General features: G+C 64.9%; 16 protein-coding genes. 5 read left to right on the top strand and 11 right to left on the bottom strand.

Annotated features, from left to right (window positions below):
• Positions 1 to 9: 9 nt before the first annotated feature.
• The 7 genes from ACXZ1M_RS08060 to ACXZ1M_RS08030 all read right to left on the bottom strand — a co-directional run bounded on the left by ACXZ1M_RS08060 (position 10) and on the right by ACXZ1M_RS08030 (position 7646).
• On the bottom strand, positions 10 to 1143 hold the full coding sequence (locus ACXZ1M_RS08060; RefSeq protein WP_459052654.1) for an efflux RND transporter periplasmic adaptor subunit: 1134 nt from the start codon (positions 1141 to 1143) through the stop codon (positions 10 to 12).
• A gap of 15 nt (positions 1144 to 1158) precedes the next feature.
• On the bottom strand, positions 1159 to 2664 hold the full coding sequence (locus ACXZ1M_RS08055; protein WP_459052653.1) for a TolC family protein: 1506 nt from the start codon (positions 2662 to 2664) through the stop codon (positions 1159 to 1161).
• On the bottom strand, positions 2661 to 3359 hold the full coding sequence (locus ACXZ1M_RS08050) for a CerR family C-terminal domain-containing protein (protein ID WP_459052652.1): 699 nt from the start codon (positions 3357 to 3359) through the stop codon (positions 2661 to 2663). Before ACXZ1M_RS08050 ends, ACXZ1M_RS08055 begins: the two co-directional genes overlap by 4 nt.
• A gap of 184 nt (positions 3360 to 3543) precedes the next feature.
• Entirely contained in the window at positions 3544 to 4734 is a 1191-nt protein-coding gene (locus ACXZ1M_RS08045) for a GGDEF domain-containing protein (RefSeq protein ID WP_459052651.1), read from the bottom strand.
• Positions 4735 to 5012: 278 nt separating this feature from the next.
• The gene (locus ACXZ1M_RS08040; RefSeq protein ID WP_459052650.1) at positions 5013 to 6362 is read right to left on the bottom strand and encodes a hybrid sensor histidine kinase/response regulator; all 1350 of its coding nucleotides are present in this window, start codon (positions 6360 to 6362) and stop codon (positions 5013 to 5015) included.
• A gap of 34 nt (positions 6363 to 6396) precedes the next feature.
• Positions 6397 to 7164 (bottom strand): 2OG-Fe dioxygenase family protein, encoded by a 768-nt coding sequence (locus ACXZ1M_RS08035; protein ID WP_459052649.1) that lies wholly within the window; start codon positions 7162 to 7164, stop codon positions 6397 to 6399.
• Positions 7165 to 7184: 20 nt separating this feature from the next.
• Positions 7185 to 7646: a MarR family winged helix-turn-helix transcriptional regulator gene (locus ACXZ1M_RS08030; protein WP_459052648.1), complete on the bottom strand. Its 462-nt coding sequence runs from the start codon at positions 7644 to 7646 to the stop codon at positions 7185 to 7187.
• Positions 7647 to 7761: 115 nt separating this feature from the next.
• Here ACXZ1M_RS08030 and ACXZ1M_RS08025 point away from each other — a divergent pair, with 115 nt between their 5' ends.
• A complete protein-coding gene (locus tag ACXZ1M_RS08025; RefSeq protein WP_459052647.1) occupies positions 7762 to 8841 on the top strand; it encodes an HD-GYP domain-containing protein in 1080 nt (359 codons plus the stop codon).
• Between the two features lie 44 nt (positions 8842 to 8885).
• Positions 8886 to 10787: a CHASE domain-containing protein gene (locus tag ACXZ1M_RS08020; RefSeq protein WP_459052646.1), complete on the top strand. Its 1902-nt coding sequence runs from the start codon at positions 8886 to 8888 to the stop codon at positions 10785 to 10787.
• On the opposite strand, the gene ACXZ1M_RS08015 is transcribed toward ACXZ1M_RS08020, so the two are convergent.
• Positions 10778 to 11593 carry a sugar phosphate isomerase/epimerase family protein gene (locus tag ACXZ1M_RS08015; protein WP_459052645.1) on the bottom strand — a complete coding sequence of 272 codons (816 nt, stop codon included), beginning with the start codon at positions 11591 to 11593 and terminating at the stop codon, positions 10778 to 10780. The two genes, ACXZ1M_RS08020 and ACXZ1M_RS08015, sit on opposite strands and share 10 nt — an antisense overlap.
• Positions 11593 to 12432, bottom strand: a complete 840-nt coding sequence (locus ACXZ1M_RS08010) for a phytanoyl-CoA dioxygenase family protein (RefSeq protein ID WP_459052644.1) — start codon at positions 12430 to 12432, stop codon at positions 11593 to 11595. The genes ACXZ1M_RS08015 and ACXZ1M_RS08010 overlap by 1 nt, the downstream gene beginning before the upstream one ends.
• 110 nt (positions 12433 to 12542) lie before the next feature.
• Here ACXZ1M_RS08010 and ACXZ1M_RS08005 point away from each other — a divergent pair, with 110 nt between their 5' ends.
• Entirely contained in the window at positions 12543 to 13457 is a 915-nt protein-coding gene (locus ACXZ1M_RS08005) for a LysR family transcriptional regulator (protein WP_459052643.1), read from the top strand.
• Between the two features lies 1 nt (position 13458).
• On the opposite strand, the gene ACXZ1M_RS08000 is transcribed toward ACXZ1M_RS08005, so the two are convergent.
• Positions 13459 to 14508: a M29 family metallopeptidase gene (locus tag ACXZ1M_RS08000; RefSeq protein WP_459052642.1), complete on the bottom strand. Its 1050-nt coding sequence runs from the start codon at positions 14506 to 14508 to the stop codon at positions 13459 to 13461.
• A 162-nt stretch (positions 14509 to 14670) separates the two neighbouring features.
• Here ACXZ1M_RS08000 and ACXZ1M_RS07995 point away from each other — a divergent pair, with 162 nt between their 5' ends.
• Together ACXZ1M_RS07995 and ACXZ1M_RS07990 are read left to right on the top strand one after the other, a co-directional pair.
• Positions 14671 to 15123, top strand: a complete 453-nt coding sequence (locus tag ACXZ1M_RS07995; RefSeq protein WP_459052641.1) for a hypothetical protein — start codon at positions 14671 to 14673, stop codon at positions 15121 to 15123.
• Positions 15124 to 15206: 83 nt separating this feature from the next.
• Positions 15207 to 15545: an apolipophorin gene (locus tag ACXZ1M_RS07990; protein ID WP_459052640.1), complete on the top strand. Its 339-nt coding sequence runs from the start codon at positions 15207 to 15209 to the stop codon at positions 15543 to 15545.
• A 62-nt stretch (positions 15546 to 15607) separates the two neighbouring features.
• Here ACXZ1M_RS07990 and ACXZ1M_RS07985 read toward each other — a convergent pair whose 3' ends face one another.
• Positions 15608 to 16273, bottom strand: coding sequence for a PEP-CTERM sorting domain-containing protein (locus tag ACXZ1M_RS07985; protein ID WP_459052639.1), 666 nt, complete (start codon positions 16271 to 16273; stop codon positions 15608 to 15610).
• Between the last annotated feature and the right edge of the window lie 7 nt (positions 16274 to 16280).

The raw sequence follows: 16280 nt of genomic DNA, 5'->3' as shown, positions 1-16280 counted from the left end.
TGTGCTTCCTTATTTCGCGGCGATCTTGTCGGCCACGATGTTTACCAGGTCGCCGTCGTTGAGGAAGCCGGCGCCGCGCACCACCACTTGGGTGTCGGTGGTCAGCCCGCCCAGCACTTCGATGCGGTCGCCCAGGCGACGTCCCGGCTGCACCTTGATCTGGCTGACGTGCTTGTCGGCGTTGAGGCGGAACACGAAGCTGAAGCCGTCGCGCACCACGATGGCCTGCTGCGGTACGGTCATGGCGGACGAGGCGCCCAGTTCGAACTGGCCGCTGGCGAACATGCCGGCCTTGAACGGCGCGTCTTTGCTGCCGGCGTTGGCCGGCAGGTCGACGTAGACCAGCGCGGAGCGCGTTTGCGGATCGACGGTCGGAGCAACCATGCGCACCTTGCCGGTGACTTCGCTGCCGTTGGCCGCTTTCACGGTGGCGCTCAGGCCAGGCTTGATGTTGCGCAGGTCGGCGGCGACGATTTCGGCACGCCATTCAAGGCGGCCCTGGCGGATCATGCGGAACAGTTCCGTGCCGGCGCCGGACACCGCGCCGACGGTAGCGCTGCGGGCCGAGATCACGCCGCTGTCCGGCGCCACCACCTTGGTGTATTTCAGGCGCAGCTGCTGGCTGGCCAGCACCGCCTTGGCCGAGGCGATGCGGGCGTTGGCGGTTTGTTCGGCGGTGTTGTATTGGCTGATCTGCTGCACGCTCAGGGCGCCGGAGTTTTGCAGCGTGCGTGCGCGCGCCGCATTGGCGGCGGCATCGGCGGCGTTGGCCTGGGCTTCGTTCAGGGCCGCTTGCGCCTGCGCCAGGTCGGCGTTGACGGTTTCGGCGGAGAACACGGCCAGCACTTCGCCGGCCTTGACCACGTCGCCGACGTTGACGCGCACTTCGGTCAGGCGCAAGCCGCTCGATTCGCTGCTGACGCTAGCCTCCTGCCAGGCCGCGACGTTGCCGTTGGCGGCCAACTTGATCGGCAGGCTGGCGTTGGACGGTTTGGTGGTGGTGACGGTGAGGGCGGCTTTCGGCGGTTCGGTTTTCTTGTCGTCGGCGGCCTGCGTGGCCGGGGAGTAGGCGACGATGCCGGCCGCCGTCACTGCGAACGCTGCTGCCAGGATGTATGCGGCTGGTTTGAGTTTGGTTTTCATAGTATGCGGTGATGGTTAGTTGGTGGCGGCGGGTGCGGTCCAGCCGCCGCCGGCGGCGCGGTACAGGGCAACCCAGGCGGCGCTGCGTTCGCGCTGCAGGCTGATGACGGTTTGTTCGGCGGCCAGGCGCGTGCGGCGTGCGTCTTCCAGTTCGAACAGGCTGGCCATGCCGTTCTTGTAGCGGTCTTCCGCTGCGGTGTAGTTGACGCGGTAGCCTTCCAGTGCGGTTTGCGCGTCGCCGGCGCGGGCGGCGGTGGCATCGAGGTTGACCAGCGCCTGTTCGACTTCGCTCACGGCCTGGCGCACGGTGGCGCGGTAGCTGCTGACGGCGGCGTCGTAGCGCGCGCTGGCCGCATCGACGTTGGCGCGACGGCGGCCGGCGTCGAACACCGGTACCGAGATCGAGAGCGGGCCGATGGTCCAGGTGTCGGTCTTCGTGTTCTCGCCGCCGGCGCGGAAGTTGGCCACGCCGATAGAGCCGGACAGCGCCAGGCGCGGATAGCGCTGCGCTTGCGCGGCGCCGACATCGGCGCTCGATGCCGCCACTTCGCGTTCTGCGGTGAAGACGTCGGGGCGCTGGCTCAAGATGCGCGCCGGCAGCTCGGCAATCGCCATCGACGGCGCGGCGAAGACGGGCGCCGCGCCCGGTGCGCCAGCTGCGGCAGCGGCAGCGGCCACGTCGCGCGACGCGCCAGCGGCGGTCATGGCGGCCGTGGTGGCGCCAGCCGCTGGGATGGCGGGAGCGGGCGTGGCGGCGGCCAGCTTCTGGCGCAGCGCCGGTTCGGCGATGGCGGTCAGCGCGGACAGCACTTTGACGTCGATGTCGCAGGCCGCACGTTGTGCGATGTAGCGGCTGTTGCCGTCGGCGGCGCTGGCGCGCGCCAGTGCCAGGCTGGCCGGCGACTGGAAGCCGGCCGTGGCGCTCAGCTCCGTCAAGCGTGCCGTATCGGCACGCGAGGCCGCATCCTGCTTGGCCACCGCTAGCAACTGCTCGCAGGCGCGCAAACCGTAATACTGGTTCGCCACCTCGGCCGCCACCGACACCCGGGCATCATGCCAGCCTGCGTGCGCGCTATCGAGGCGCAACTGCGCCGCATCGCGCGCCGCGCGGTTGGCGCCGAACAGATCGATCTCCCACGAGGCGTTCAGCGCCGCCTGGGAAGTAGTCCCCATCGGCAGCGCCGATTGCTGGTTGGAGCGGTTCACGCTGCCCGCCGAGTCCACGTTGGGCACCAAAGCGGCGCCCGCCGCCACGCGCTCGGAACGCGACTGCGCGATGCGCGAGGCCGCCGACGCCACCGTCGGACTGACCACCTGCGCGGTCTCGATCAGCTCCACCAGCAGGCCGTCGGCCTGGCCTCGCCACCAGGTGGCGAGATCGGCCTGGCTGCCGTTGTGCGGCAACGGCGCCTGCCACTGCTGGGGCGCTTGCGACTCGACCTGCGGCGCCGGTCCCTGCACGGCGCAGGCGCTCAGCGCCGCCGCGACGGCAAGTCCCATCGCGCGTAAAAAGATACTCATGCTTTCCCTTGTTGAAGTTTGGTTTTTTCGGCGTTGACCAGGGCCTCGGCAAACGCGGTCAGGTGCTGCGCCCAATCGGCGATGGCCTGTGGCGAGGACATCATGTGTGGCGTGATCGCCGCCACGATGTCGCGCCCGATCATCATCTGCACGCACATGGCGGAAATGGCATAGGCCAGCCGGTGCATGCTGTCGTTCGGCTTTGGCACGCCGAGATGGCGGCACAACACACCCACCAACGCCAGGTGCTCCGGCTTGATGTTGTTCTCGATCTCCTGCTGCCAGATGCCGGTGGGTTCCAGCATCTCGCGATAAAACAGGCGTAGCAGCACGTCCGCATCGCCCCCCATCAGCAGCGGCGTAATCATCTGCCGGTAGAAACCGTCCAGCGATTCGCGCAGCGTGAAATGCGGCTGGTCGAACTGGGCGATGTTGTCCGCAGCCGGCGTGCAGACGGCGGTGAAACATGCCTGGTACAAGCCGGCCTTGTCGCCGAAGTAGTAGCTGATGGCCGCCACATTGGCGTTGGCCGCCTGGGCGATTTCGCGGGTCGAGGTTTTCGAAAAGCCTTGTTCGCCGAACAGGCGCATGGCCGCCTGCAACAGGCGTACCCGCGATTGTTCACCGTCGGAACGTGGCTTGCGGGCGTCTTCGGCTGGCGGGCTGGTATCGGATGAGATTGGTTTAGCGTTCATGGCGGGCATTACAACATATAATTCAAACGAATGATATAACTAAATCGATTGTTTAAACTGTTGGCGGGTGGTCGTACCCACCTGCAGACGTATGCCAAACGCAAATATTGCAAAATGTAGAAATAAAAAAAGCGCCATCCTCGGATGGCGCTTGCGCGGGTGTTGCTACTGCTGCGGGCAGATATCAGGCGGTCATGGTAACTACCGGTATCGCCATGTCCTCGCCATACACGCTCAGGCGATTGCGGCCGTGGCGTTTGGCGTGGTACAGCGCCTGGTCGGCGCGGCGCAGGGCGTCGTCCCATTGCAGGTCGTCGTCCTCGCAGCCGGCCACGCCGAGGCTGACGGTCAGCGTCAAACGCTGGCCGTCGATCAGCAGCGGGCTGCTTTCGATCAGCGCGCGCAGGCGTTCGGCGATCTGGCGCGCCTGCAGGTTGCCGTCGCCGGTGATCAGCACGGCGAACTCCTCGCCGCCGATGCGGAAGCGGGCGTCGTAGCCGCGCAGGGCCTGCGCCGACACCGTCGTCACATGGCGGATGGCGGCGTCGCCCACGGCGTGGCCGTGCTGGTCGTTGATGGCCTTGAAGTGGTCGATGTCGAAGGTGAGGAAATGCAGCGCCTCGCCGTTGCGGCGCTGGCGCTGGAATTCGCGTTCGGCCATGTCCAGCAAGGCACGCCGGTTCAGCCATCCGGTCAGGCTGTCGGTCAGCGAGGCGCTGCGCAGCGCCAGTTCCTGGTGGCGGATCACGATCAGCGCGCAGCACATGGTGGCCAGCGACAGGAAAGCCAGCACCGCCAGCGAGCCCGCCGTTTGCCAGATTTGGTTGCCCATGAAGGTCAGTTGCGGCGGCTTGCCCAGCGCCAGGAACAGGGCGCGCAGCGCCATCTGCGTCATGAATGCGGCTTCCACCAGCAGCAGCGGCAGGTAGGAGCCGCGCACCGCGCGGTCGGTCTGACGCGCCAGCAGCCACACCACGGCGGCGTTGATGCCGACCACGAAAGGCGTCAACATGATCAGGCGCTGGCCCACCGGGCCGTGGGCGAAGCCGCTGGCGTGCAGGGCCAGCACCACCAGCGCCAGTGCGGCCAGCCAGTCGTAGCGCGGGCGCAGGCCCAGGTGGCGGCGCACGCCGGCCAGAATCAGGTAGTGGCCGCCGATGTAGAACACGTTGGCCAGGCCGGGCGCCAGCAGGAAGGGCAGCGTGGTGTGCATGGCCAGCAGGCCGATGGCGTTGGAGGCGAGGAAGCTGAGGCCGGCGGCCGACCAGTCCAGCAGGCAGGGCGTGCGCCGGCTGGCGCGATGGAGCAGGTACATCGTGGCCGCCATGATGGTGCTTGCCAGCGCCGACACGATGACCAGGGTGAAGGAATCCATTGCAATCTCTTGTCTAGGTAGCCGGACAGTATAAGTGCTTGCGATGTGGAAAATAGTCACCAATTCTCACCGCCGCGCCGGAACCCGGGCAAAAAAAAACCCGCGACCATACGGTGCGGGTTGAATTCCAATGTTCTGCGAACGGTTGGAGGAGACAGTTCCAAATATACGCCTCTTTATGTTGCGGCGCAATACCGTAGAACTACTTACTTCCTCCCTCTGTGGCGATAGAATTTTAGGCAACCTTTGTTGCGTTGCACATGATTTCAAGAAACTAGTTACGCCGGCAGCGCCAGGGTGAAGGTGCTGCCGTGGCCGAAATCGCTCTTGAAGAACAGCGAGCCGCCGATCAGGTTGGCCAGGTTCTGACACAGGTACAGGCCGAGGCCGGCGCCTTCGGCGTGCCGGGTCGAGGTCGAGTCCAGCTGCGAGAAGGCCTGGAACAGCTTGGCCTGGTCTTCCTCGCGGATGCCGGCGCCGCTGTCGGCCACCGAAAATTCGATGACGCTCTTGCCGCTGTCGCTGGTGCGCTCGGCCAGCGTGACGCGCACCGTGCCGGTTTCCGTGAACTTGATGGCGTTGTTGCCCAGGTTGAGCAGGATCTGCGTCAGCGCGCGGCGGTCGGTTTTCAGCACGATGGAAGGATTGGCCAGCTGGATCTCCAGCGCCAGGTTTTTTTGCACCGCCAGCGGCCGCAGCGTGTCGACCACGTCCTTGACCAGGTCCTGGCATTGCACGGTTTCCAGCTCCAGCGTCACCTTGCCCGCTTCGATCTTGGCCACGTCCAGGATGTCGTTGATCAGCGAGAGCAGGTGGCGTGCGCTGGTGCGGATGGTGTTGAGTTGCTTGTCCTGCTCCGTCGTCAGCGGGCCGGGCAGCTTCATCAGCAGCGCGCCGGTGAAGCCGATGATGGCGTTGAGCGGCGTGCGCAGTTCGTGCGACATATTGGCGATGAAGGCCGATTTCATGCGGCTGGCTTCGGCCAGCTCCAAGTTCTTCAGCGCGATTTCGCGGTTGATGGTTTCCAGCTCGCCGGCATGGTGGGCCAGGCGCATATTCAGTTCGATCACCTGGCGCTCGCGCGCCTGCAGCTCGGCGTTGACCTGCACCGCCTGCTCGTAGGTGGAGATCAAGAGGTCCAGGATTTGCTGGCGGTCGGCGTTGATGAAGTGCTTTTGCTCGCCCAGGTAGAGGGCGATGCCGATCTCCATGTTCTGGTTCTTGCGCAGCTTCTGGTTCATCAGCATGTGGCCGATGCGGTTGAGCAGATAGTCTTCCGCGTAGGGCTTGCGGATGAAGTTATCGGCGCCGCATTCGATACCGCGGATGATGTCCTTGGGGTCCATCAGCGACGTCACCAGGATCACCGGAATGTCGCGCAACTGGTCGTCGGCCTTGATGGCGCGGCACAGCTCGTAGCCGTCCATCTCCGGCATCACGATGTCCGACAGCACCAGGTGCGGCTTGCGCTCGCGGATCGCTTCCAGCGCCAGGCGTCCATTGGGCGCGACGCGCACGCCATAGCGCATGGACTGGATCAGGCGGCGCAGGCGTTCGGCCTGGGTGGGACTGTCTTCGACGATCAGTATTTCGATTTCATCGGGCTGTAATTCGTAGCTGGTGTCCACAGACCCCCTCCTGGTGCATAGTTAGCTGTACAGACTATATCGGATTCGCCACCGCAGGGGAAGTTTCCTGTCCCTGGAACGCGCCGGCGCGCCAGGTCAGCACCAGCGTGTCGCGGTGGCCCGCCGCGCCGTCGGCCGCCAGCGGCTGGATCGGCGTCGATTCATGGATGACGGTGGCGTCGTCGAGCAGCAGCATGGTCCACGGTTCGGTCATGGTGAAGCGCTTGCCGTTGGGGCCGTCGGCCTCGAACACGCGGGTTTCGCCGCCCTTGATGCCCTCGCGCGCGATCAGCAGCACGGCGACGAAATCGACGCCGTCGCGGTGCGCGCCTTCCGGCGTGGGGCGGCCGATGCCGTCGGCGGTGTCGATGCGGAACTGGTGCGCTTCAACGAACCACGGGCTGCTGGCGCCGCGCGCCTGGCTGCACAGCTGGCCGATGGAGGCGATCAGCGCCGGCCAGGCCGGCTGCGTGATGGTGGCCGGCTGCACCGGTTCAAACAAGCGGTTCATGCCCCCGTGCAGGGCGTTGTATTCGAGCGGCTGCCAGTGCGCGCGGTGCGCGGTCTGGGTCAGGTGGCGGCCGTCCTGCACGAAGCAGGAGTGGCGCCGGCGGCGGTAGCGGCCGCCGTCCTTGAGGTAATTGTCGAGTTCCAGCGCGTTCCAGCTCGGCACCAGGTCGTTGAGGGCGGCCAGCGGCACGCCGGCCAGCGCGGCCACGTCTTCGGGAGGCAGCAGGGCGTAGCCGTGTTGGCGCAGCGCGTCGGCCGCATCGGCCAGCGGAGTGTAGATAGGTGTGGTCATGGTGCGTAGAGTTTATTCAGCTAGTCGGCGGCGTTCATCAGGCTGGCGCGCAGCTCGTCGAGCTGGTGCTTCATGCCGACCACCTGGTCGAGCGTGCACTGGGTGGCTTGCAGGATGGAGGGCGGCAGCTTGGCGGCTTCGTGGCGCAGGGCGTCGCCGTGCGGCGTCAGCTTGATGATGACCTGGCGCTCGTCGCTGGCGGCGCGGGTGCGGGTCAGCAGTTCGGCCGCTTCCATGCGCTTGAGCAGGGGCGTCAGCGTGGCCGAATCGAGGAACAGGCGTTCGCCCACTTCCGAGACGGTCAGTTCGTTTTTTTCCCACAACACCATCATCACGAGGTATTGGGAGTAGGTCAGGCCGAGCCCGCGCAGCAGCTTGCGGTACAGCTTGTTCATCGCCAGCGAGGTCGAGTACAGGGCGAAGCACAGCTGGGCATCCAGCTGCGGCACGCCGGCAGTGGGAGTGTTGTTCGTGGTTTCCATGTGTTCAGTATAGATAGTGCGCTATATAATTGCAAGCAAGGCCCGAGAAAATAATTTTGGGGAGCAATTCCGCTCGGTTATGATGGTGGTGAGAACACACCGGGAGTGGCGCTAGATGAATGTCAAAAAGGCCATCGTACTAATTGTCGATGCAGCCACGGACCACCTGATCCTGATGAACGGCATGCTGGAGGATCAGTACGAAGTCCGGCTGGCCAACAGCGGCCGCGCGGCGCTGGAGATCATGCAGACCGTGCCGCGCCCGCATCTGGTGGTGGTGGATGCCGGACTGAACGACGTGGACGGCTACAGCGTGTGCCAGCAACTCAAATCCAGCCCGGACACCGCCGACATCCCCGTCATCCTGTTGCAGGCGGACGAGCAGCGCGCGCTCGACCTGTGCGCGGCCGACGTCGTGCCCAAGCCGGTCAACGCCAGTGTGTTGCGCGCACGCGTCGACACCCATCTGCAACTGCGCCACTCGCGCGAGCTGCTCAAGCAGCAGCGCAACCTGCTCGAACACGTGGTGGAAGAGGTCACGCTGGAATTGAGCCAGATGCTCGACGCCATGATCTGGGCCATGGCCTCGCTGGCCGAAACGCGCGAATACGAAACCGCCAACCACCTGCGCCGCGTGCAGCACTACATCGCCGCGCTGGGGCGCCAGCTGCAATCGCACAAGCGCTTCGAGGAAGAGCTGAGCGACGCCAACATCAAGGCCCTGTTCAAGGCCGCGCCGCTGCACGACATCGGCAAGGTGTCGATCCCGGACGCCATCCTGCTCAAGCCGGACCGCCTGACCGACGACGAATTCGAAATCATGAAGAAGCACACGGTGTATGGGCGCGACGCCATCGTCAACGTCGAGCACGCGCTGGGCTACACCAACACCTTCCTGCGCTATGCGCGCGAAATCGCCTACTCGCACCAGGAAAAATTCGACGGCTCGGGCTATCCGCAAGGCCTGGCCGGCGAGGCGATTCCGATGTCGGCACGCCTGATGGCGGTGGCCGACGTGTATGACGCCTTGATCTCCAAGCGCGTCTACAAGCCTGCGTTCACCCACGAAACGGCCATGGAGATGATACGGCAGGGAAGCGGCGAACACTTCGATCCCGATGTGGTGGACGCCATGCTGACGGTGGAAGAGGAGTTCATGGCCATCGCCAACCGTTACACCGACCCTGTCGGCTGACCATGCGCGGGCGCGGCTACCTGGCTTTCTTCGTCGGGATCTTTTTGACCGCATGGACCTGCTATTTCGTCATGGAGGAGCAGCAGAAGCTGCAGGTGCGCGCCGGCTTCCAGCGCGACACCGAAAAGGTGGCGCGCGATACGCAGACCCGCATGCAGGTCTACTTCGATTCGCTGCATGCCTTGAAGGGCATGTATGCCGTCAACGACCGCATCGACCGCCTGCAATTCCACCGCTTTGTCAATGAGCTCCGGATCGATCGGCGCTATCCCGGCTTCCAGGCCTTGCAGTTCGTGCGCGTGGTGCCGGCCGCCGGACTAGCCGCCTTTGCCGACGGCGTGCAGCGCGACACCAGCGTCGTGCCGGCCGGCTACCCGGACTTCCACGTGCACCCGGCCAGCCTGCGCCCGCTGCATTACATCATCGAATACACCGAGCCGCTGAAGGGCAACGAGAACGCCTTCGGCCTCGACCTGGGCGCGCTGCCGACGCATTTGAAAGCGCTGGAACTGGGACGCGACGGCGGCGAGATCGTCGCCACCGAGCCGATTACGCTGGTGCAGGACAAGAGCGGCGAGCCGGGTTTCGTGGCGCGCGCGCCGGTGTACCGTAACAACATGCCGCTGGAGACCACGGCGCAGCGGCGCGAGGCGCTGGTGGGCTTCGTGGCGGTGGTGTTCCGCATGAATACCTTGATGCGCGAGGTGATCGACGGCGCGCTGCTGGAACATCTGCACGTGCGCATCGAGGACGGCGGCTTCCAGAACGGCAAAGCGCCTGCGCCCGACGCCAACACCCTGCTGTATGACAGCGACGGCAAGGTGCAGTCGCATCAGACGCGTCTTGAGCCCATATCGGGGCTGAGCACCAGCACCGTGTTGCCGGTCGGCCAGCGCAACTGGGTCATCAAGTTCGAGGGACGCTCCGGCGCTCGCTACGGGCGCTCGCAACTGCCGGTGGTGCTCATCGCGGTGGGTGGCTTCATCATCAGTGGCCTGATCGCGCTGCTGCTGGTGGCGAACCGGCGCGAGTCGGATGCGCGCCATGGACTGGAGTTCAGCCTGAAGGAGCTGGAGCTGCATAAGAACAAGGTCGAAGAAGCGCGCAACGACCTGTCGCGCGTGGTGGCGACACTGAAGCAGGCGCAGACCAATCTGCAAACCTCGGAGAAAATGGCGTCGCTGGGGGCCTTGGTGGCCGGCGTGGCGCACGAACTGAATACCCCGATCGGCAACAGCCTGCTGACGGCCAGCGCGCTGGGCGACATGGTGCGCGACTTCGAGCAGCGCCTGAAGCAGGACGGCGGCCTGAAACGCTCGGCGCTGGAAGCGCACCTGAACGACGCGCGCAAGGCGTGCGACATCATGAACAGCTCATTGGTGCGGGCGGCGGACCTGATCACCTCCTTCAAGCAGGTGGCGGTGGACCAGGCCAGCGGCCAGCGGCGCCGCTTCCGCCTGGACGAAGTGTTGCACGATACGCTGGCGACCTACGCGTCGCAGCTGCGGCGCGCGGCTTGCACGGTCACGGTGGACGTGCCGGCCGACCTGGTGTGCGATTCCTATCCGGGCAGCGTGAGCCAGGTGCTCAGCAACTTGATCGGCAACGCGCTGCTGCACGGCTTCGACGGCCGTGAAAGCGGCACGCTGGACATCAGCGCGCGGCGCGAAGGGCCGGACCTGGTGGTGGTGCAAATGAAGGACAACGGCGTCGGCATGACCGAAGTGGTGCTGCACAAGATCTTCGATCCCTTCTTCACCACCAAGATGGGGCAGGGCGGCTCAGGCTTGGGGATGAACATCGTCTACAACATCGTCACCGGTGTCCTGAAAGGGAATATCCGGGTGGAGTCGGTGCCGGCGCAAGGCACTTGCGTGACGCTGGTGCTGCCGCTGCGGCTGGAGCAGGAAGCCCCGAACGTCCGAAGCCCGGTGTTTCAGGCGTAGCGCTGGCGCAGCAGGGCCAGCATGGCGACGTTCAGCTCCCATGCGTTCGACACTTCTTTTTGCGTATAGGGCAGCGTTTGCGTGTAGGGCGCGGGACCGAATTCCGGCGTCAGCGTCATGTGGCTTGCGCCTTCGGCGCGGCGCAGGCGGATCACTTCATCCCACCACGACAGATGCGCTTCCAGCGCCGCCTGCGATTCCGGCGCGCGGAAGTCGCCCACCTGCGGGCCTTGCGTGTGACCGACGCGGGCGTGGATGTGGCGCACGCGCGGCAGGGTGAGGGCCAGCGTTTCGGGCTGGTCTTCCAGCAGCGATTCGCAGACGCAGCACCAGTGCGACAGGTCGGCCGTCAGCTGCAGCGACGGCATCTGCTGCAAATAGGGCAGCAACAGCATCGGGTGGCCGCTGAAGCGGCTGCGGTGGATCTCATGATAGATCGGCACGCCGTGCTGGCGCGCGATGTCGTCGGCCAGTTCCAGCAGTTCGCGGTTTTGTTCCGACGTGAAGTAGTCCTTGCCGGTTTGCGAATTGACGTGCAACGGCCTGGCGGCGCAGGCGTTGTGCAGCAGCTCGGCCAGCGCGGCCTTGTGCGGCGCGAAGGTCGGGTGGAATACCGTTTCCCACTGCCCCACGATCAGGCCCAGGCCGGCGTCGGCGATCTGGCGGGTCCAGTCGTCGCGCTCTTTGGCGTCGAGCGGCAGCGACATTTCGATGCCGTCGAAACCGGCGGCTTTCACGCGTTCGATGAACACCGGCGCCGGCAGCTCGTTGTTGCCCCACTGGGCGGCGAAGATCTGGATGCGCATTACAGGAAACCTCGCGCCGGCAGTTTGTCGTCGCGCTGGATCCAGTTCTGCGGCGAATACGTGGTGGCGCCGTCGGTCACGTGCAGGGTGTAGGCGTGGCGCGACACGGCCGAGCGGTTCGGCGCGCTGTAGTGCGGCAGCAGGCCGTGGAAGCACACCAGGCTGCCGGCCTTGCATTCGAGCGGCACGGCGGTGCTGTTGTCGGGCCAGGGCAGGTCGCTGAGTTTTTCCATGCGCACGTCGTCGCCGTTGCGCAGGAAGCGCTCGCGCATCGGGCCGCGATGGCCGCCCGGCTCGGCCCACATGCAGCCGTTGTCCAGGGTGGCGTCTTCCAGCGCGAACCAGAAGGTGGTGACGCTGACCGGATCGGTGTCGAAATAGGTGGCGTCCTGGTGCCAGCGCACCTCGCCGCCGATGCCGGGCTGCTTGAAGATGTACATCGACTGCCACACGCGCGGATCGGACAGGCCGATTTCGCGCGCCAGTTCTTCCAGGCGGGCGTCGGCGGTGAAGGCGCGGAAGGCCGGGTCGAGGTCATGCATGGCGTGGCCGATCTTGTTGATCGACAGCGACTTGGCTTGTTTCAGCCGGCCGTCCGGGCCGAATGCTTCCTCTTCGAAGAAGCAGCGCACGGTGTTGTCGGAGCGGAGGAAATAATCGTCGGTGGTTTTTTCCTGCTCGATGGTGCTGAAGATGCCGGATTGGTCGGCTGGATCGAAATCGTTGACAATCTGCGCGGCGCGGGCACGCAGGGCGGCGATCTCTTCGGCGGTCTTGAAACCGGGGATGACGATAAAGCCATCGCGTTGATATTGTTGTTTTTGTGCTTCCGTCAGCATTTCCAGCTCCATTAGTGGATATTCGATGGATGCCATTCTACGGAGGCATGCCAGGCGCCACAATCGGCAAAAGGTTGACACATTGTCGCCAAATTGGAGACAATCAGGCCATGGACCAATTACGGGCAATGGAAATCTTCGTCGAAGTGGCAAGGCTGCGCAGCTTCAGCGAGGCCGGCCGCCGGCTGGGCCTGACGCGCGCCATGGTCAGCAAGCACATCCTGCAACTGGAGGAAAAGCTCGGCGCGCGCCTGCTGCACCGCTCCACGCGCGAGGTGAGTCTGACGGACGTGGGCCAGGCCTACCTTGCGCCCTGCACGGCGACGGTGGCGCAGGCACAGGAAGCGGCGCGGGTGGTGGCGCAGAGCGGCCACGAGCTGGCGGGGCCGCTGAGGATACAGGCACCGTCGAGTTTCGGCAGCGAGTGGCTGGCCGGCTCCCTGGCGCGCTTCGCGCTGCGGCATCCGTTGCTGGAGCCGATGCTGTTTGTGGACGATGCGCTGCTCGATCCGATCGAGCATGGTTTCGACCTGACGATACGGGTGGGCGGCATACCGGACGTGCACGCGCTGGCGATGCGCCCGCTGGCGCCATGCCGTGGCGTGTTGTGCGCCTCGCCGGACTACATTGCGCGGCACGGCATGCCGGCCACGCCGCAGGACCTGCTGCAGCACCGCTGCCTGCATTTCAGCCACCTGACCGACGGCACGCAATGGCGCTTCACGCGCGGCGACGAGCAGCAAACGGTGCGAGTGCCGGCGGCCTTCACCGCCAACAACGGCCTGGTGTTGCAGCAGGCGGCGCAGCAAGGCCTCGGCATCGTCTACAACACCACCTTCCTGGCGTGGCGCAGCCTGAAGGAGGGTACGCTGGTGCCGGTGCTGAGCGACTGGGAACTGCCGCTCAACCACCTGAGCGCCCTCTATCCCGCCAGCCGCCAACCCTCGCCGAAAGTGCGCGCCCTGATCGACTTCCTGGTCGACGAATACCAACCGGTCCCGCCATGGGACCAGGCCACGCCCTGATTCAGGCGATTTGCCAGGCGCCGTTTTGGTAGACGCGCTGGTCGTCGAGGTAGACGCCTTCGGTGACGGCGAAGACGTCGATGTGGTAGCGGGCGTCCTTGCGTTTGAACTGCGGCTTGGCGTAGACGCCGTGCTTGGCGCCCAGCGAGAGGTGGATGCCGCACATGCGCTCGTAGGTGCCGATGTCGTTCACCATGCAGTCGCGCGAGAAGGCGCGGTTCATGCCGAAGCCGAGTTCACGCAGCCAGACTTCGCCTTCGTGCTCGCGGATGATGGCCAGCATGTTGTCGAACTCCGGCGTGCTGTTTTCCACGCCCGTCACGCGGCCTTGCTCGACGATCAGCGTGACCGGCGTTTCTGGACGGTTGACCAGGAATTTTGTGTCGCCAAACACGAACACCCGCACGCGGCCACTCACCGCTTCCAGGTCGCGCGCTTCGGTGAAGACTTCGCCCAGCGGAAACTGGCCGCCGATGTTGTTCATGCCGCTGTAGTCGCCGATGTTGAGCTTGGCCGATTCGAACGGTGAAGCGAATACCAGCCGTTCGCCGTTGCCGCTGTCGACCACGCCGCTTTGCGCAGTGTCGATGCGCGCTTTCAGCGCGTGGCCGACGCCACGGTAGTAGGCCGGGTCGTAGGCCAGCGAGGCGATGTAGTGCAGCCCCTGCTCGCCCGGCATGCGCGACAGGTGCACATGCTCGATCACCTTCAGCCCGCGCTTGAACAATTCGATCCGGATGCGGTAGGCCTCCAGCCGGAAGCTGGTGGACTGGATCAGCACCACCAGGTCGCCGGCGTTCATGCGCGCGAAGATGGCCAGGATGTCGTCCGGCGTGGTGTCGTCGAAGTCGACGAACTGGGCGTCCGGCACGGCGCGGCGGTAGGCTTCGGTCAGCGCGCAATTGAGGTCGCTGCGGCCGTCGTGCACGATCAGCGCCGCATGCGGGGCGCGGTGCTCGATGGCGTAGGCCAGCGTGTCGCGCAGGTTGCGTTCGGCGGTGTCGACCGCGTGCTCGGGAATGGCGCCGAAACGCGAGGGGGAGGAGGTCATGGTGCGGCGGTGTCGGGGGTGTTATCGGGATCAGCCCGCATTATAAGGTAGTTGCCGGGCACGCCACGCCCTACGCCTATTCTCCTTGTATTGCTGGGGAGCGCGATATAGAATTAAAAAATAGCCTCGCAGCAACTCCAGGCAATAACAACAGGACGCAAGATGACCGTATTGATGGGACAGGATTTGCCGCTGGAACGACCGGATCTGACCGGGCGCGCAGCGTTGTTTGTGCCGACGGCGGCGATCAAGGGCGATGTGCTGGAGGCCGTGCGCATGGGCGCGGCGATCGTCGGCTATGGCAACCATGACCGCAGCTTGACCATTTACTACGAGAGCAACCGCTTCAACGAAGTCACCCTGGTGAAGTGGGAGCAAAAGGCGCGCAAGGCCTTCGAGCGCCTGGCCGAGAATCTGCCGACCGTCTCCAAGATGGTGAGCAAGCCTGAGAACTTCGAGCAGATCGGCTACATCAGCAGCAAAGGCATCCTGATCCGCCGCATGGAGAAGCTGATGACCTGGCTGGAAAAGTCCGACGCCCTCGATACCGCCCCCGCCTCCGAATCCATCGACTTCGCGCCACCGCCGCCGCCCAAGAAGATCGTCGCCGAATAAATCACGGCCTTCATAGCGTGCGCTGCGCAAGCGCGGCGCGCTGTATGCTCTTGGAAAGAACTCATTCTTTCAGGAGATTAATCATGATGATCCGTTATGTGGCAGTGGGCTTGACCGCGCTGGCCTTGCTGGGCGGTTGCCAGAAGAAGAGTGACCCCAGCGAAGCCGGTCCGGCGGAGCGTGCGGGCCGCAAGTTAGACCAGGCCACCGAACAGGCCGGACAGAAGCTCGATAACGCCACCCAGCAGGCCAGCCAGCAACTCAGCGACGCGGCCAAGGAAACCAGCCAGAAGCTCGATCAGGCCAGCGACAAGGCCGGCGAGAAGCTCAACGAGGCCACCAAGGAAGCGGGCCGCAAGCTGGAGCGCGCCGGCGAGAAGATGCAGACCGCCGCCGAGGAGCGCGAGGCAGCGAAGAAGTAAGCGGTGTCCATCAAAGCGCCACAAGGTGATATCGCCCTGTGGCGCTTTTTGCGTTTACCAGCTTACGAGAGACGACGGCGACGCATCGCCGCGCCGAGCAGGCCCAGGCCGCCCAGCAGCATCACGTAGGTGGATGGCTCCGGCACGGCCGCTACCGACAGGTGGAAGTCGTTTACCGTCGGCCACACATACTCGCTGTCCGTGTGGATCGAGCTTACCGTCACCGATACCATGTGCGCCGTCGACACGAAGCCATAGAAGGAATTGACCTGCGAATTGCTGATCTCGTAACTCAAGGTCGCGCCGGTGCTGTCGGTGCCGGTCACCAGCACCGAGTAGCCCGGTTGCGAGTAGCCGCCCATGTCGGAGGTGAAGAAAAAACCGCCGGCGCCCGCCACCTTGTTGCCGAAGCTATCGAAGATCAGCGCGTCGGAGTCATGGCTGGTGCTTAGCCACCACTCGCCGTCGTTGTCGCCCGCGACGTACATGTGCGGGTTCTTCGGCCCGGCGCTGACGTTGTAAGCATAATCGCCCGCAGTGCGTGCAAACGGCGAGTCGTGACGCGGGTCCCAGTAGTCGAGATCATCGAAGGTATCGACCCCGGTATTGCCCACGGCCGCAAGGTGGGCGGCCTGGCTCGCGTAACCAGTGAGTTCCGCCTGCGCCGTGGTAGCGGCAAACAGCAGGATGGCGGAAGCAAGGGTGGATCTGACGGAAATAAGCTTCATACACATA

Source organism: Duganella paludis (assembly GCF_054461335.1).
This window is presented reverse-complemented; position numbering and strand designations above follow the sequence as displayed.

Excerpts from the sequence above, each read along its gene's own strand:
- ACXZ1M_RS08025 (WP_459052647.1), top strand. The coding sequence starts at position 7,762 with ATGAATGTCAAAAAGGCCATCGTACTAATTGTCGATGCAGCCACGGAC.
- ACXZ1M_RS08060 (WP_459052654.1), bottom strand. The coding sequence starts at position 1,143 with ATGAAAACCAAACTCAAACCAGCCGCATACATCCTGGCAGCAGCGTTC.
- ACXZ1M_RS08050 (WP_459052652.1), bottom strand. The coding sequence starts at position 3,359 with ATGAACGCTAAACCAATCTCATCCGATACCAGCCCGCCAGCCGAAGAC.
- ACXZ1M_RS08030 (WP_459052648.1), bottom strand. The coding sequence starts at position 7,646 with ATGGAAACCACGAACAACACTCCCACTGCCGGCGTGCCGCAGCTGGAT.
- ACXZ1M_RS07990 (WP_459052640.1), top strand. The coding sequence starts at position 15,207 with ATGATGATCCGTTATGTGGCAGTGGGCTTGACCGCGCTGGCCTTGCTG.
- ACXZ1M_RS07995 (WP_459052641.1), top strand. The coding sequence starts at position 14,671 with ATGACCGTATTGATGGGACAGGATTTGCCGCTGGAACGACCGGATCTG.
- ACXZ1M_RS08015 (WP_459052645.1), bottom strand. The coding sequence starts at position 11,593 with ATGCGCATCCAGATCTTCGCCGCCCAGTGGGGCAACAACGAGCTGCCG.
- ACXZ1M_RS08045 (WP_459052651.1), bottom strand. The coding sequence starts at position 4,734 with ATGGATTCCTTCACCCTGGTCATCGTGTCGGCGCTGGCAAGCACCATC.
- ACXZ1M_RS08010 (WP_459052644.1), bottom strand. The coding sequence starts at position 12,432 with ATGCTGACGGAAGCACAAAAACAACAATATCAACGCGATGGCTTTATC.
- ACXZ1M_RS08035 (WP_459052649.1), bottom strand. The coding sequence starts at position 7,164 with ATGACCACACCTATCTACACTCCGCTGGCCGATGCGGCCGACGCGCTG.
- ACXZ1M_RS07985 (WP_459052639.1), bottom strand. The coding sequence starts at position 16,273 with ATGAAGCTTATTTCCGTCAGATCCACCCTTGCTTCCGCCATCCTGCTG.
- ACXZ1M_RS08000 (WP_459052642.1), bottom strand. The coding sequence starts at position 14,508 with ATGACCTCCTCCCCCTCGCGTTTCGGCGCCATTCCCGAGCACGCGGTC.
- ACXZ1M_RS08055 (WP_459052653.1), bottom strand. The coding sequence starts at position 2,664 with ATGAGTATCTTTTTACGCGCGATGGGACTTGCCGTCGCGGCGGCGCTG.
- ACXZ1M_RS08005 (WP_459052643.1), top strand. The coding sequence starts at position 12,543 with ATGGACCAATTACGGGCAATGGAAATCTTCGTCGAAGTGGCAAGGCTG.